The organism is Winogradskyella thalassocola (genome assembly GCF_900099995.1).
GTDB lineage: Bacteria > Bacteroidota > Bacteroidia > Flavobacteriales > Flavobacteriaceae > Winogradskyella > Winogradskyella thalassocola.
The window spans coordinates 87,456-102,428 of the sequence record NZ_FNCZ01000005.1; the positions used below are offsets into that span (position 1 = coordinate 87,456).

The window sequence follows — 14,973 nt, forward strand, 5'->3', positions numbered from 1 at the left end:
TGCACACTGCACACTGCACACTGCACACTCTGGCATCTTTTTTGTTAATAATTTTAAGGAATCCTTAAGGTATATTTCTTTGTATTTTCAGTACTTTTGAGATTAATCAAGTTTAATTTTAGAGACACTTGTTTAAGCAACAAAAAAATAAACGTTTTACATATAAGCCACGCTTTCAGGATTCCGAAGAAATAGAGTCGAAAGACGACTTTGAGACGAAATGGAATGAAATTAAAAGCAATGGTAAAAAACGTGGAAGTGTTTTAACATCGCTACCTGCTTTAATAATCATGTTAGTTTCGCTTTTTGTTTTAATTTATATTCTAAATGGATATATAGAATAAAGAAATTATGGGATTAATGAAAATGAAGAAGAATCGGAAGTACAATTATAAACCGCGCTTTTATAAAGGCGAAGGGAGTCCTTTTGAGCTTAAGCACAAATTTGATGAACACAGAACAACAGTGTCGCCTGCTAAAGGAATAAAAGGTAAAATTGATGCAGCTATTAGTGATTATAAATATAATCCTGATGAAAATGTAAGTAAACGCGTCATTATCATAATTGCGATTTTAGTGTTGTTATTTTTATTTATTATTGGTTTCGACCTTTCTATTTTTCTTCCAAAAAGCTAATGTCAGATATTATTCAACTTCTCCCAGACCATGTTGCCAATCAAATTGCAGCAGGTGAGGTCGTTCAGCGTCCAGCGTCAGTAGTTAAGGAATTAATGGAAAACGCCATTGATGCCAATGCTACAGAAATAAAACTCATTATTAAAGATGCTGGTAAAACCCTAGTACAAGTTATTGATAACGGTAAAGGGATGAGTGTTACAGATGCGCGATTGAGTTTTGAGCGTCATGCCACATCAAAAATCAGAGCTGCTGAAGATTTATTTCAACTAAATACTAAAGGATTTAGAGGTGAAGCTTTAGCGAGTATTGCCGCAATTGCCCATGTTGAACTTAAAACGAAACAAGACGAAGACGATTTAGGAACTGTTATCGTTATTGAAGGCAGTGAGGTGAAATCGCAAGAGGTTTCAGTAATCCCAACCGGAACTTCGGTCTCTGTAAAACATTTGTTTTTTAATATTCCGGCAAGACGAAATTTTTTAAAGTCTGATACGGTTGAACTTCGTCATATTACAGACGAATTTCATCGTGTAGCTTTAGCGCATCCTAATATTGCTTTCGCTTTTTACCACAATGGAAGTGATTTATTTAACGTACCTCAAGAAAACTACAGACAACGTGTGGTGCATATTTTCGGAACAAAAACGAATGAAAAATTAGTCCCGGTTGAAGAGGAAACAGAAGTTTTGAAAATTTCTGGATTTGTGGGTAAGCCTAATTTTTCTAAGAAAACAAAATCGGAGCAATTCTTTTTTGTCAATCAACGTTTTATAAAGAGTCCCTATTTGAATCATGCGATTAAATCGGCATTTGAAGGCTTGTTAAAAGATGGCTATCATGCCAGCTATTTTCTAAATCTTACTGTCGATCCAAAATCGATAGATATTAATATTCACCCAACAAAAACCGAAATTAAATTCGATGATGAGCACACGCTTTATGCGATTTTGCGTTCTGCTGTTAAGCACAGTTTAGGGCAATTCAACATTGCTCCGGTTTTAGATTTTGAACATCAGAGTAGTTTAAATACTCCTTATGATTATAGGGATAAAAAAGCATCTACTCCTGCTATTGAGGTGGATCGTAGTTTTAATCCATTTGCAGATGATTTAGCAGTAAAGCAAAAGACCACAAGTCATAATACCGGATTTAAGTCTGCACCAACGGCATCATGGGAAAGTTTGTATGTTGGTTTAGAATCTAAAGGCAATAATTCGCAATCTGATTTTAGTCAGGTGACGTTTGAAAGTGAATCAAAAAATGAATCGATTTTTACGGATTCGTCTATTGAAACAAGAAAAACAACCTTTCAATTACAGCAAAAATATATTGTGAGTACCTTAAAATCTGGGATGTTAGTTATCGACCAGAATAGAGCACACCAACGCATTTTGTATGAAAACTTTTTAAAGCATATTACAATTAAGGAAGCAACGAGTCAGCAATTATTATTTCCGTTGCAATTACATTATACTCCGAATGAAACAAAAATTATTGAAGACCTTAAAGCCGATTTAGAGCATACAGGTTTTGTGTTTTCGGAATTGAATGCAAAAGAAATTATGATAACTGGTGTTCCTGTTGGAGTACCAGAAAGTGAGGTGTCTATTATTTTGGAGCAGTTAATTAGCGATGTAGAAAATGATGTGCCAGATACTAATTTTAGTGCTGCGGATTTATTAGCAAAATCTATGGCGAAGAGTTTAGCTATTAAAAATGGTCAATCGCTAAATAGTACAGAACAAGAACATATGGTAAATAGTTTGTTTGCCTGTAAGGAACCCAATGTGTCACCAACTAATAGACCAACGTTTATTACGATGGCAGTAGATGACATTGAAAAAAAATTCATGTAGACTATGAGATTTAATATAACAGATGCAGTAAAACACTTAATTATTATTAATGTAGTAATGTTCATAGGGACAGTTACATTAGGAGATGGGAAATTGTTTGACTCATTATTTTCAATGTTTTTTCCTACAAACGATTTGTTTCAGCCATGGCAAGTTGTGACACATATGTTTATGCATGGAAGTCCTGCGCATCTTCTTTTTAATATGTTTGCACTTTGGATGTTTGGTACGCCTGTTGAACAAAGGTTAGGGACTAAAAAGTTTTTATTTGTCTACTTTTCTGCAGGTTTTGGAGCCTTACTGTTTCAATTGGGCTATTATTACGTGGATTATTTTACAGCGATGCAAAGTATTGCTGATTTAAATTTAAGTACTGAGCTTTTACATAAAATAATGAATATCGATGCCTTATCTGGTGATTACATTCAAGGAGAAATACTTCATCAGAAAATGATGCCATTATTAAATGAAGCTAATTTTACGACACCTATTACAGGAGATAATTTTAAATCCTTATTTGATTTAAATGTTCTAAACCGAAGTGCTATGGTAGGAGCGTCTGGTTGTATTATGGGAATTTTAGCAGCTTTCGGAATGATGAATCCTAATGCAGAATTAATGATGATATTTTTACCTATACCAATTAAGGCTAAGTATTTTATACCAGGAATAATACTATTAGATATTATTTCTGCAATAACAGGAACGTCTTTCTTTAGTCCCAGTAATACGGCATACATGGCACACGTAGGAGGTGCAGTGATAGGTTTTTTAATTATGTGGTATTGGAAGAAAAATGAAAAGGATAAATACCGTTGGAACTAATTATGAGTACAATTAAAGATTTAAAATATAAGTTTAAAAATCTCGATGCTTTTGGTAAAATCATTGCTTTTAATGTTGTGGTGTTTATTATTGGTCTCATTTTTAAATCATTATTGCGATTTAATTTGTTCGGCTATTTTGAAATGCCATCTGATATCATGGATTTTCTGTTTCAGCCGTGGTCCTTAATTACGTATGGTTTTTTGCATAATGGATTATTTCATTTGGCATTTAATATGCTATTTCTTTATTATTTATCTCGTTTGACCTTAAACTTATTTCGCCCCAAAATGGTCCTAAATATTTACTTTTTAGGTATTATTTGTGGTGGCCTAGCGTATTTAGCATTTGCGAATCTTGTTCCAACTAGTTTTTATGGTGTACATGGAGTTTTAGTAGGAGCTTCTGCAGGGGTTAGTGCATTATTACTTTTTGTAGCGGCTTATATGCCAAATACCGAAATTAGATTATTCAACTCCTTTAATGTAAAGTGGAAACATGTCGCGATGGTTATTGTGGGTCTCGATTTGTTTAGACTAATATTAGGGCTTAATCAAGGTGGTTATGTGGCGCATTTTGGAGGTTATCTTTTGGGGTATGTATATGCGACTAAACTTCTTAAAGGTACAGATATTGGTAAAGGCTTTGAACGTACTATGGATAGTTTTATGAATTTATTTAAACCTAAGTCTAACTTAAAAACAGTATATCGTAAAACCGAAAAAAAGGATTACGCTGGTAAGACTAAAGACGAATTTAATACGTTTAATAATCAGAAAAAAATAGATTTAATTCTCGATAAAATCAGTAAAAGCGGCTATGAGAGTCTAACTGCTGTAGAAAAAGAATTTCTATTTAAAGCAGGTAAATAATAATAGGGTAAAGTGAAAGGTTTAAAACTTGGTAGCAAAATTGTATTTATCATCAATTCGTTGGTGGCATTTTTATTGCTTACGTCTTATATCTTACCCTACATTCCTCCAAAAAGTTTTGCTACATTATCTGTATTAAGCTTAGGAGTGCCATTGCTTATTATTCTCAACGTCATCTTTTTAATTTATTGGTTACTTCGGGTAAAAAAACAATTGCTATTATCATTAGTAGTATTGTTATTAGGTTGGAATTATATTAATTCGATGTATAAGTTTTCGGCTTCAGAAGATATTAAAGATGACTCGAATTTTACTGTGATGTCATTTAACGTAAGGCTTTTCAACAAGTATGATTGGTTAAAAGATAAAACAGTAAAAGATAATATTATCGACTTTGTAAAGAAGGAGCAACCAGATGTTTTATGTCTTCAGGAATATCCAAGAAGTGAACAAGTAAGGTTTGAAGGATACCATAACTTTAATGCAACTTATAATAAAGGCATTAAAGGGGGGCAAGCTATTTACTCTAAATTCCCGATTATTAATTCGGGTTCGTTAGAATTTCCTAATACCTATAACAATGCTATTTTTATTGATATTGTAAAACAAAAAGATACCATTAGAGTATATACATTTCACTTACAATCTTCAGGTATTGAGACGGATGTTGAAAAACTAAAAAAAGAAACTTCTAGTCATTTATTTAAGCAAGTTGGTGCGACGTTTAAAGCCCAACAAGATCAAGTGGAGTTGTTTTTAGCACATAAGTCAAAATCTAATTACAAAACTATTGTAACAGGAGATTTTAATAATACAGCCTATTCTTATATCTACAGAATGGTGAAAGGCGACGATTTAAAAGACACGTTTGAAGATGCTGGAAATGGCTTTGGTAGAACGTATGATTTTAAATTCTTTCCAATGCGAATCGATTTTATTTTAGCAGACAAAGATTTTACAGTTAATGGTTTTAAAACATTTGATGTAAAACTGTCAGATCATTATCCTATAAAAACGACGCTTAGTTTACCATAAACTACATGAGCCAGCAATCTGCGGTATCTGCAATAATGTGAATTATCAATCCGAGACCAATCAATCGTACCTTTTTAGGAATTAGCAGCACTATATAAACAGCAATGGCATAGTAGGAATGAAGCGGATGAAAATTGATGCTACATCGGTTAGGGTCAAAAACAGGATTCGCTAATAAGTGATCTAAATCGATGAGTATGCCCAATATCATAATCGCATAAGCCTTCAGCCAATACGTTCTATAAAATACGATAGCCACTACTAAAGGTAAGCCAAAGTGTATGCCGTAATGAATAGAGGATTGAAGCATTATTTATGTTATGGAATCACTATTTTAGATTAGCACTTAGATAACGCTGTGTCATCATTGAAATTTTCGAGAAATTACCTCAGTTAATTAAGTAATAATTCCTGTTTTTTTAAATACAGTTCTGTATTGGGGCCTTCATTAAATAAAAGGTCTAAAATACTAAGATTAGAAATAAATCCATGTTTCTCGCTAAAAACTTGGGTGTAAGGTTCAAAGGTTTTGACTTCAGAATTTCGTTTTACTAAATTTCTATAATCTATTTTATCAATAGGCTCTTTTTCAAATAGAGTCGTTTGAACAGGCTTAATGTCCAATTGAAGACTACTAATAAGCACTTCTAAACACTTTAAATTGAAGTCTAATATATAATCAAATTGATTTTCAAATAGCGGCAAAAAGTCATCGATATAAAACTCAAAAAAAGGAGACATGCTATAAGCTGATTGTAGCGACTTTAAATGGAGGAGTTGCCATTGCTCTTCATTAGCAATCTTCACATCTTTATATAGCTGTCTGTTTTTCTGAGTGTAACTTACAGGGACTGTTAAAGCCAATTTTCCATTAGCCCCATAAATTTCGGTTCGGTTTCTGTAGGATTGTTTTTGATAATTATCAAAGACTTCAAGATGTATCGAATCGGCATTCACAACAGCCCAAAAATGTGCAATATTTGGGAAATATGTTGGATGTATAAGGCTATTCATGTCTGTAAAATCAATCTCTATTTAACAACCAAGAATCATTAACTCTGTTTTGCCTTTTTCTTTCGTCTCCATTTGTTAAAGAATGTGAGCCCTACAATAAAGATTATAAAAGGAATAAGGTAAGACGTACGCTCATTAGGACCAGTTACAGTTGTAAATATACGATCCCAACGGAAACTCCAGTTTTTAATACCATCATTAATACCATCAATACTCATCCAAATAAAAACAGGTTTACCAAAAATATGATCGTTAGGTACAAATCCCCAATAACGACTATCAACAGAATTATGTCTGTTATCTCCCATCATCCAGTAATAATCTTGCTGAAAAGTGTATGATGTAGCTGGTTGATCATCAATAAAAATTTGATTACCTCTAGTCACAACTTTGTGACCTTCGTATTCTGAAATGGCACGTTTATATATAGAAATATTTTCAGTAGTTAAATTTACAGTACCTCCAGCCTTAGGAATCCACATCGGACCAAAGTAGTCCGTATTCCAAGGGTAATTTTTGTCTCTTGGGAAAATATTTCCATCAACGCCTTTTACTTGTTTTGTCGGTACTATTGAAGCGACTTCAGGGTGCAATCTTAATTTTGCTATCGCCTCATCTGTTGCAGCAGGTATAGAATAAGAGCCTTCCGTAGTGCCGTAACCTAAATGATCTGTGATATCATATTTCTTTAAAATATCGATAATTCGCAGAGGTTGTAATTGTCTCTTAAACGTAATATCGTAAGAAAACTGAAGATGAGATCTTGGTGGTAACTTATTTTGTTTCCCGTTAATAAAGACATACCCATTTCTAATTTCTAAAGTGTCACCGGCAATACCAACACAGCGCTTTACTAAGTTTGTTTTTTTGTCGATAGGCTTGTAGTAATTCCGATCTGGATTAAAATCATTCATGTTCAGCAACGTATCTGCTGGCTGATTAAAAACAACAATATCGTTACGTTCCACATTTTCGAAACCTGGGAATCTAAAAAATGGCAATTGTAGTTTATTGATCCATGATGTATTGCGTTCTTCGAAATTATCGTTATATAAATAAGATTTTTTTCCTAATACAGGAATAGTATCATGTACCATTGGTGCCCCAACGGTTGTCATCGGCGTACGTGCACCATAATGAAACTTACTCACAATAAGAAAGTCACCAACCAATAAAGACTTTTCTAAAGATGATGATGGAATCACAAATGGTTGAAAGAAATACGTATGTACAATCGTAGCTGCTACTACAGCAAAAAGAATAGAGCTAATCCATTCTCCTGATGACGTTTTCGGTTTTAATTCGCGGTTTTCAATATAATTAACATCGGCCGCATAGTTGAGATAGAAAAGATAAAAACCTAGAGTAACAATGCATAAAAGCGCATCGATTTTACTGTCTTTACCAAAAGAACGAGCAGTTTCTACCCATACTGCAGGAATCATAATAAGATTTACAATTGGTAAAAACATTAAAATCACCCACCACCAAGGGCGTGAAATAATTTTCATTAAAACAACGGCGTTGTAGACAGGCACAAATGCTTCCCATGCTTGCCTCCCAGCTTTAATATATAATTTCCATGTACCTAGGCCATGTATGATTTGTATAATGAGTAAAAAGATAAACCACTGCGTCCAGCTCATAATATGTTATTTAATCTAAATAGGTTGAAAATTATTTTAATTCGTTGCAATATATTGGCAAATTAACCAATGTTTAACACATCTTTCATACTAAAGATGCCTTTTTTATCTTTAATCCATTCTGCAGCGATTACGGCTCCCATAGCAAAACCTTGTCTACTGTGTGCTGTATGTTTTATGCTTATAGCGTCTACTTCAGAATTATAGGTGATTTCATGTGTGCCTGGAACCCCTTCAATGCGTTTAGCATCAATCTTAATTTCGTTAGATTTTGGCGCGTCTAAAGTCCAATTATTATAATTAGTTTGCGCTATAATCTGTTCCGCTAACGTAATTGCCGTTCCGCTTGGTGCGTCTAATTTTTGTGTATGATGAATTTCTTCTATTTCTGTAGTGTATTCAGAAAAACCAGACATTAATTCGCTCAATTTTTTGTTGAGTTCAAAGAAAAGATTAACACCTAAACTAAAATTTGAAGCATATAGAAATGAACCGTCTTTAGAATTGCAATAGTCAATAATCTCATCGTAATGATCTAACCAACCTGTGGTTCCTGAAATAACAGGAACTCCAGCGTCCAATGCTTTTTTTATGTTAGTTACGGCAACCGAGGGGATACTAAAGTCTATGGCAACATCAGCATCAGAAAAATCATAATTAGAGTTGGCATCTGATACTTTTAATACAATACTGTGACTGCGATTAACAGCTATAGCCTCAATACTTTTTCCCATTCGTCCATAACCGAGTAAAGCTATTTTCATGTTAAAATTTAAAATTAAACGTTAGTCCTAAATCCGAAGTGTTTTCCATTTGATTATATTGATAATGTGGACTGAGACTTAGATTTTCGTCGACATTAAATTGGAGTAAATGCGCGTCTATATTAGCATCTAAAATATTTAGGGCGTATAAGCCCAAGGTTATTAAGATAGACATTTCTTTATTTCGTCTAAACTGTTCTTGTGCTCTAATAAGTCCATCGTCTGAAATTATATTATAAAATTCATCGTCCTTAAAACCAGCCAAACGACTTTTATAAGCATCTCTATAGCGGTCAAATTGCTTATCGTTTCTTACAAAAAAGTAAACGCCAGTACCTATGGCACCCCAAACAATCGGAATTTTCCAATATTTTTTGTTGTATGCTTGGCCTAAACCAGGAAGTACTGCAGAATAAAACGCAGCTTTAGAAGGTCTTAAAGGGTCTATTTCCTTTTTTACTAAAGTTTCATTTGCAATAATTGGACTTTCCTCTATAGCAATACTAGTGCTGTCTTTTTCAATTTGAGAAAATGAAAAGAGCACAGAGAACAAGCACATTAAAAGACTGTAAAAACCTTTATTTGTCACGTTGAACTAATTTTTTTATTCGGTTGAAATCTTCTTCAGAATGAAAAGGTATTGTTATTCTTCCGCTTCCGTTTTTTGTAACCTTAACGTCTATTTTATGACCAAAATATTCAGAAAAGTCCTTAACCCCTTTTTTAATGTGTTTAGGGATTTCGAAGCTAGGTTCTTCTGTTTTAGCAGGAGTATCAGAATTTAAGTTTTTTACTAATTGTTCTGTAGCTCTAACGGAAAGTTTATTTGTAATGATTTTTTCGTAAACTTCGAGTTGGTCAATTTGATCCTCTATATTAACCATAGCTCGTCCATGACCCATGCTAATAAAACCATCGCGTATACCTGTTTGGATAATTGGGTCTAACTTTAATAAACGTAAATAGTTAGCTATCGTAGAACGTTTTTTTCCAACGCGCTCACTCATTTGCTCTTGCGTTAATTGAATTTCGTCAATTAAGCGTTGATACGATAAGGCGATTTCTATAGGATCTAAATCCTGACGTTGAATGTTTTCTACCAAAGCCATTTCTAACGACTCTTGGTCATTCGCAATTCTTATGTATGCAGGAATGGCTTCTAATCCTATTAATTTTGAAGCTCTAAAACGGCGTTCTCCAGATACTAATTGGTATTTATTAAAAGCTAATTTTCTAACAGTGATAGGTTGTATAACACCAAGCTCGCGAATTGAAGACGCCAGTTCTCTTAATGTTTCTTCATTGAAATTGGTTCTTGGTTGAAATGGATTGACCTCAATACTCTCAATATCTAGCTCTACTATATTACCAACTACTTTATCTGCATTTCTATCCTCTGCTGAATTGATATCGTTTTCAGGATCTTTCAGTAAAGCTGAAAGACCACGTCCTAATGCTTGTTTTTTTGTCGCTTTCGCCATTATAATTCATTTTTCTTAATCAGCTCTTTGGCCAAACTCAAATAATTTGCTGCACCTTTACTACTTACATCATAGTTAATAATGCTTTCACCATAACTTGGTGCTTCACCCAAACGTACGTTTCGTTGAATAATAGTATCAAACACCATATCACTAAAGTGTTTTTGTACTTCTTCTACAACTTGATTAGATAAGCGTAAACGCGAATCAAACATCGTTAGCAATAAGCCTTCTATGTCTAACGCTTCATTATGGATTTTCTGTACACTTTTAATAGTATTTAACAGTTTGCCTAAACCTTCAAGTGCAAAATACTCGCATTGAATAGGTATAATAACCGAATCTGCCGCTGTTAAAGCATTCAAAGTTAATAATCCTAAAGACGGAGCACAATCGATTAAGATATAATCATATTCCGATTTTAAATCGATGATAGCTTTTTTAAGCATATACTCACGCTCTTCTTTATCTACCAATTCAATTTCAATAGCCACAAGGTCGATATGCGCAGGCATGACATCTACATTTGGTGCGTTAGAAGTTACAATAGCTTCTTTTGCATTCGCAGAATGTTCTATAACTTGGTATGAGCCTATGGCAACCGTATCTACATCAATGCCTAAACCAGAACTTGCGTTGGCTTGAGGATCGGCATCTATAAGCAGTACTTTCTTCTCTAGTGCACCTAAAGAAGCGGCTAAATTTACTGAGGTTGTTGTCTTACCAACTCCTCCTTTTTGATTTGCTATCGCAATGATTTTACCCATTAAATGATTTGGTTAAATATAAGGGCTTAAAATTACGATTATTTACGACTTTAAGAAATTGAAGTTGTTAACAGTTCCATAAAAAAAAGCAGCCTTCAATTGAAGTAATGAAGGCTGCTTAATATTATAGGGATAATCTTATTTTTCTGGATTATGAATACCAGTGATATAACCTTGCGTTAAATATTTTTTAGCGACATCATGTAAATCGGCAACAGTTAGGCTGTTTACAGCATCTTCAAATTTTAAGATGTTATGAGCGTCTTTTTTGAGATAGTCTGCATTTTTTAGCTGTCCTAACCAGAATCTATTCGTTTTTAAATCTTCTTTGTAATCTAAAATTTGAGCCTTTTTAACTTTTTCTAAATCAACTTCCGTTGGACCTTCTTTGACTAAAAGATCGACTTCTTTCATAGTTGCTGTTATAAGTTTATCAACATTTTCTGGACCACATGGAAAACTAATATTAAATCTAAACCAGTCATATGGCATATTACTTATACTTGCATTAGCACCAGCTCCGTATACGCCTCCTTCTTCTTCTCGTAATTTTTCAATTAATTTAATTGATAAAACTTCAGCTAAACTTTTCAAAGCATGAGCTTCTTTTTCATCGTAATCCGTTGGGCCATGATAGGTTATTCTTACAGAGCTCTTAGGATCTTCACCTTTCTCTACAATCTTTTCGTGAGAACCTGTTAGTGGTCTAAAATCGCTTACTTTATAAGATTCATTACTTCCTGTTGATGGCAAACTTGCTAAATAGGTTTCGCATAATTCAACGAGTTTAGTTTCGTCGATGTTACCCACAAAATAGAAATTGAAATCACCTGCATCAGCAAAACGTTCTTTGTATTTTTCGTAAGCTAAGTTGTAATCCGCATTATCCATGTCTTCTGCTGTAGGAAATCCTGTGTATCTTGGATTTTTACCATATATAAACTCAGACAATTGATCTTGAAAATAAAATTGTGGACTAGACAACAGATTGCCTAAAAATGCTTTTTGCTTATCGGCGAAGCTTCTAAAGGCATTTTCATCTTTATTTAAAGCCGTAAAGTGTAAATAGGTTAATTGAAACAACGTTTCTAAATCTTTAGGTGTTGTGTTTCCAGAGAAACCTTCACTATAGGTGCCAATTGATAATCTTACATTGGCGATTTTACCAGACATCATTTTACCTAATTCAATCTTGCCAAAACCATTGACTCCGGCTTCTGTTAAACCTCCGTTAGCATTAGAAGTGGCTTTGTATTCTTCATCTGAATATAATGAAGTTCCTCCGTAGCTAAACGCATCAAATAAAATTTCATCATTTTTAAAATCAGTCTTTTTATAGGTCACTGTAGCTCCATTACTTAAAACCAAAGTTGTTGTGCCAAGCGTTTCATCCGTTTTATATTCTTTTATACTCCCTTTTGAAGGCATTTTGGTAATTAAAGAAGAAGCAACAGCTTTATCTTCGTAAGGTTTTAAATCCATTGTCTTAACAGAATCTAATAATTCTAATACTTGTGCTTCTTTAACTTGTTCTAAATCTTCTTTTTCTGGACCGGTAAGAATAACCACGCGGTTATCTTCTTTGATGTAAGATGTAATTAGCGCGTTAACTTCATCTAATGTAATGGTTGGTAACTGTGAACTTGTAAAATCAAATCTCCAATCCATACTAGGAATAGGGTTTTGCTCTAAAAAATTACTAACGTATCGTCCTACGATTCTATTAGATTCCATTTTGTCTCTATCTTTAAAAGCACGTTCCATATTGGCAATGATGTCTTTTTTAGCACGATTAAATTCACCTTCAAAGAAGCCGTGTTGACGAACACGTTCATTTTCAGCTAACAACGTTTTTAGAGCGTCTAATTGCCCTGTTGGGCTCGTCATAGCAGAAGATTGAAATGCATTCTTAGTGCGCGCATATGTGCCTCCGTAATAAGTGAATCCATATACAAAAGGAGGATTGTCTCCGTTTCTAATTTCATCTAAACGATTATTAATCATTTGAGAAAATAAATTCTCTACCATTGATTTTCTGTAATCGGCATAAGTAACATCTGGTTTAGAATTTACCTTGTCTTTAAACATTAATCGCACGTTTGAGAATGGTGCTTCTTTATCAGACTCAATAGCGACAAAGGTTTCCTTATGATTAGGTAAATCGAATGACGGTCTTGGTTTTGGGTTTTTAGGATTTTTGATATGACCGAAATGAGATTTTATTTTTTCTTCTAACGTAGCAACATCAATATCTCCAACCGCAATCACGGCCATTAAATCTGGTCTGTACCAATCTTTGTAATAACGTTTTAGGCTTTCGTATTTAAAAGTTTCTAAATTTTCTTTAGTTCCGATCGGAAGGCGTTCAGCATACATGGAGCCATGCATCATTTTTGGTAAGTATTCTTGCATCATGCGCTCGTCTGCACCTTTACCTAAGCGGTATTCTTCTAAAACAACGCCGCGTTCATTGTCTATCTCTTCATCGGTTAAAAGCGCGTTGTGAGCCCAATCTTCTATGATTTGAAATCCTTTTTCAAGTTTTTCAGGGTCATCACTCGGAATAGGAAGGATGTAAACGGTTTCGTCAAAACTTGTATAAGCGTTGAGGTGCGCTCCAAACTTTACTCCAATACTTTGAAGGTAATCAACTAATTCATTTTTTTTGAAGTTTTTAGTGCCATTAAAACACATATGCTCCATAAAGTGTGCAAGTCCTAATTGGTCTTCATCCTCTAAAATTGAGCCAGCGTTAACGACTAATCTCAATTCTACTTTGTTTTCTGGTTTAGGATTGTTTTGAATGTAATAGGTGAGGCCATTTTCTAAAGTACCTGTTTTAACATTAGAATCTATGGGAATCGGATCAGATGGATTGTAAGTAACTTTTGATCTTGTTTCTACAACCTGAGCATTTAAAGGCAATGCGATGGCTAAGCACAACAATAATGCTGTACTGAAAACTAGTTTTTTCATTGATTGATGGGTTTAATAGATTAATATTTTATAAGAATATTCTTCTAATTTAAATATAAAATCATGATATGTAAAGGAATAACAAAATTTTAACTAATTGTTTAGTTAGAAGTTTTGGCTTGATTATTTAAGAATTGTAGAATAGTATTAAAAAGATCATCACCTCCAATTTTCCATATATCTGAATGTCCAGCAGATTCAACCTCTATAAATTCTTTATCATTACTTTTAATATTGTCGTAGTTTGCCCGACCATTTGAAATGTTTATGGGCTTGTCTTTACCACCGTGTATAACAAGAATTGGTTGTGTAACGCGTTTACTATATTTAAGGGGACTTGCGTCGTTAGGGTCAAAATCACCAATACTGCCGGCTCTATTTACTAAGAAATCGCTGATGAAAGGAAGGTTGACTCCTGTGTGACGCCTGAAAAAACTTCGTATGTTAGATTTTAAATCGGTATAAGAACTTTCTGATACGCCATATTTAATACGTTTATCTACTCCCATCGTTTGAAGCACGAGTGCTCCTCCAATAGATTGTCCCCAGATACCAATATTGTCTAACCCTTCTTTAGTAATTAAGTCATCAATTAATTTTTGAATATCTTTCGTTTCTTTAACTCCGTGAGTAAAAAATTGACCTTCACTTTCACCGAATCCTCTTATATCTATCGCTACAGAATTAAAGCCGTTAATTGAAAGAAATTCACTTAATTCAAGAAAATGTTCTTTGGTGTGGCTGCTTCCATGTAGTAAAATGATAGTGCCTTTAGGTTCGGCTATATTAGCATACGTTAATAGTGCGTAGTGTTTAAGGTTATCATAAGTTGTTATTGTTAACTTTTTTCTTTTGAATTTGGAGTTATCATTTTGTCCAGGAGTATTGCTGATGACTTTTTGAGTTTTAAATGACTCTATAATAGGGTTTCTTTTTTCTATTATAAAACGAGGAAAAAGGAAATAGAAAAGCAATAACCCTACCGCTAACAGAATTAAAAATGTGTATTTAGAAATTTTGGTAATTCTGTTTTTTGTCATGAATTTATATTAGGAATTCTCTCGTATTAACTCTTTTTATATAGATCGTAAATTAATT

General features: G+C 33.7%; 14 protein-coding genes. 5 read left to right on the forward strand and 9 right to left on the reverse strand.

Annotated elements, in window-relative coordinates:
* Window positions 1–351: 351 nt before the first annotated feature.
* The 5 genes from BLT80_RS12950 to BLT80_RS12970 are packed head-to-tail and all read left to right on the forward strand — an operon-like array spanning window position 352 to window position 5,227.
* Window positions 352–636 (forward strand): riboflavin synthase subunit beta, encoded by a 285-nt coding sequence (locus BLT80_RS12950; RefSeq protein ID WP_092468667.1) that lies wholly within the window; start codon window positions 352–354, stop codon window positions 634–636.
* Window positions 636–2,495 (forward strand): DNA mismatch repair endonuclease MutL, encoded by a 1,860-nt coding sequence (gene mutL / locus BLT80_RS12955; protein ID WP_092468669.1) that lies wholly within the window; start codon window positions 636–638, stop codon window positions 2,493–2,495. Before BLT80_RS12950 ends, mutL begins: the two co-directional genes overlap by 1 nt.
* Before the next feature lie 3 nt (window positions 2,496–2,498).
* Window positions 2,499–3,320: a rhomboid family intramembrane serine protease gene (locus BLT80_RS12960; RefSeq protein WP_092468671.1), complete on the forward strand. Its 822-nt coding sequence runs from the start codon at window positions 2,499–2,501 to the stop codon at window positions 3,318–3,320.
* 2 nt (window positions 3,321–3,322) lie between these two features.
* Window positions 3,323–4,192: a rhomboid family protein gene (locus BLT80_RS12965; RefSeq protein ID WP_092468673.1), complete on the forward strand. Its 870-nt coding sequence runs from the start codon at window positions 3,323–3,325 to the stop codon at window positions 4,190–4,192.
* Window positions 4,193–4,204: 12 nt separating this feature from the next.
* Complete coding sequence (locus tag BLT80_RS12970; RefSeq protein WP_092468676.1) at window positions 4,205–5,227, forward strand: endonuclease/exonuclease/phosphatase family protein; 1,023 nt, start codon at window positions 4,205–4,207, stop codon at window positions 5,225–5,227.
* Window position 5,228: 1 nt separating this feature from the next.
* Here the strand turns inward: BLT80_RS12970 and BLT80_RS12975 are convergent, their stop codons facing one another.
* From BLT80_RS12975 to BLT80_RS13015, 9 genes are all read right to left on the reverse strand, one after another.
* Window positions 5,229–5,537 (reverse strand): DUF6122 family protein, encoded by a 309-nt coding sequence (locus BLT80_RS12975; RefSeq protein WP_092468678.1) that lies wholly within the window; start codon window positions 5,535–5,537, stop codon window positions 5,229–5,231.
* Between the two features lie 83 nt (window positions 5,538–5,620).
* Window positions 5,621–6,241: a WbqC family protein gene (locus BLT80_RS12980; RefSeq protein ID WP_092468680.1), complete on the reverse strand. Its 621-nt coding sequence runs from the start codon at window positions 6,239–6,241 to the stop codon at window positions 5,621–5,623.
* A gap of 38 nt (window positions 6,242–6,279) precedes the next feature.
* Entirely contained in the window at window positions 6,280–7,887 is a 1,608-nt protein-coding gene (gene lepB / locus BLT80_RS12985; RefSeq protein WP_092468683.1) for a signal peptidase I, read from the reverse strand.
* A gap of 62 nt (window positions 7,888–7,949) precedes the next feature.
* Window positions 7,950–8,651: a 4-hydroxy-tetrahydrodipicolinate reductase gene (dapB, locus tag BLT80_RS12990; RefSeq protein WP_092468685.1), complete on the reverse strand. Its 702-nt coding sequence runs from the start codon at window positions 8,649–8,651 to the stop codon at window positions 7,950–7,952.
* A 1-nt stretch (window position 8,652) separates the two neighbouring features.
* Entirely contained in the window at window positions 8,653–9,240 is a 588-nt protein-coding gene (locus BLT80_RS12995; protein ID WP_092468688.1) for a DUF5683 domain-containing protein, read from the reverse strand.
* Entirely contained in the window at window positions 9,230–10,132 is a 903-nt protein-coding gene (locus BLT80_RS13000; RefSeq protein ID WP_092468690.1) for a ParB/RepB/Spo0J family partition protein, read from the reverse strand. The genes BLT80_RS12995 and BLT80_RS13000 overlap by 11 nt, the downstream gene beginning before the upstream one ends.
* Window positions 10,132–10,899, reverse strand: a complete 768-nt coding sequence (locus tag BLT80_RS13005; RefSeq protein WP_092468692.1) for a ParA family protein — start codon at window positions 10,897–10,899, stop codon at window positions 10,132–10,134. The genes BLT80_RS13000 and BLT80_RS13005 overlap by 1 nt, the downstream gene beginning before the upstream one ends.
* Before the next feature lie 138 nt (window positions 10,900–11,037).
* Window positions 11,038–13,875: a M16 family metallopeptidase gene (locus BLT80_RS13010; protein ID WP_092468694.1), complete on the reverse strand. Its 2,838-nt coding sequence runs from the start codon at window positions 13,873–13,875 to the stop codon at window positions 11,038–11,040.
* A 101-nt stretch (window positions 13,876–13,976) separates the two neighbouring features.
* Window positions 13,977–14,915, reverse strand: a complete 939-nt coding sequence (locus BLT80_RS13015) for an alpha/beta hydrolase (RefSeq protein ID WP_092468696.1) — start codon at window positions 14,913–14,915, stop codon at window positions 13,977–13,979.
* Window positions 14,916–14,973: the final 58 nt, after the last annotated feature.

Excerpts from the sequence above, each read along its gene's own strand:
- BLT80_RS13005 (WP_092468692.1), bottom strand. The coding sequence starts at position 10,899 with ATGGGTAAAATCATTGCGATAGCAAATCAAAAAGGAGGAGTTGGTAAG.
- BLT80_RS13000 (WP_092468690.1), bottom strand. The coding sequence starts at position 10,132 with ATGGCGAAAGCGACAAAAAAACAAGCATTAGGACGTGGTCTTTCAGCT.
- BLT80_RS13015 (WP_092468696.1), bottom strand. The coding sequence starts at position 14,915 with ATGACAAAAAACAGAATTACCAAAATTTCTAAATACACATTTTTAATT.
- BLT80_RS12980 (WP_092468680.1), bottom strand. The coding sequence starts at position 6,241 with ATGAATAGCCTTATACATCCAACATATTTCCCAAATATTGCACATTTT.
- dapB (WP_092468685.1), bottom strand. The coding sequence starts at position 8,651 with ATGAAAATAGCTTTACTCGGTTATGGACGAATGGGAAAAAGTATTGAG.
- BLT80_RS12950 (WP_092468667.1), top strand. The coding sequence starts at position 352 with ATGGGATTAATGAAAATGAAGAAGAATCGGAAGTACAATTATAAACCG.
- lepB (WP_092468683.1), bottom strand. The coding sequence starts at position 7,887 with ATGAGCTGGACGCAGTGGTTTATCTTTTTACTCATTATACAAATCATA.
- BLT80_RS12975 (WP_092468678.1), bottom strand. The coding sequence starts at position 5,537 with ATGCTTCAATCCTCTATTCATTACGGCATACACTTTGGCTTACCTTTA.
- mutL (WP_092468669.1), top strand. The coding sequence starts at position 636 with ATGTCAGATATTATTCAACTTCTCCCAGACCATGTTGCCAATCAAATT.
- BLT80_RS12965 (WP_092468673.1), top strand. The coding sequence starts at position 3,323 with ATGAGTACAATTAAAGATTTAAAATATAAGTTTAAAAATCTCGATGCT.
- BLT80_RS13010 (WP_092468694.1), bottom strand. The coding sequence starts at position 13,875 with ATGAAAAAACTAGTTTTCAGTACAGCATTATTGTTGTGCTTAGCCATC.
- BLT80_RS12960 (WP_092468671.1), top strand. The coding sequence starts at position 2,499 with ATGAGATTTAATATAACAGATGCAGTAAAACACTTAATTATTATTAAT.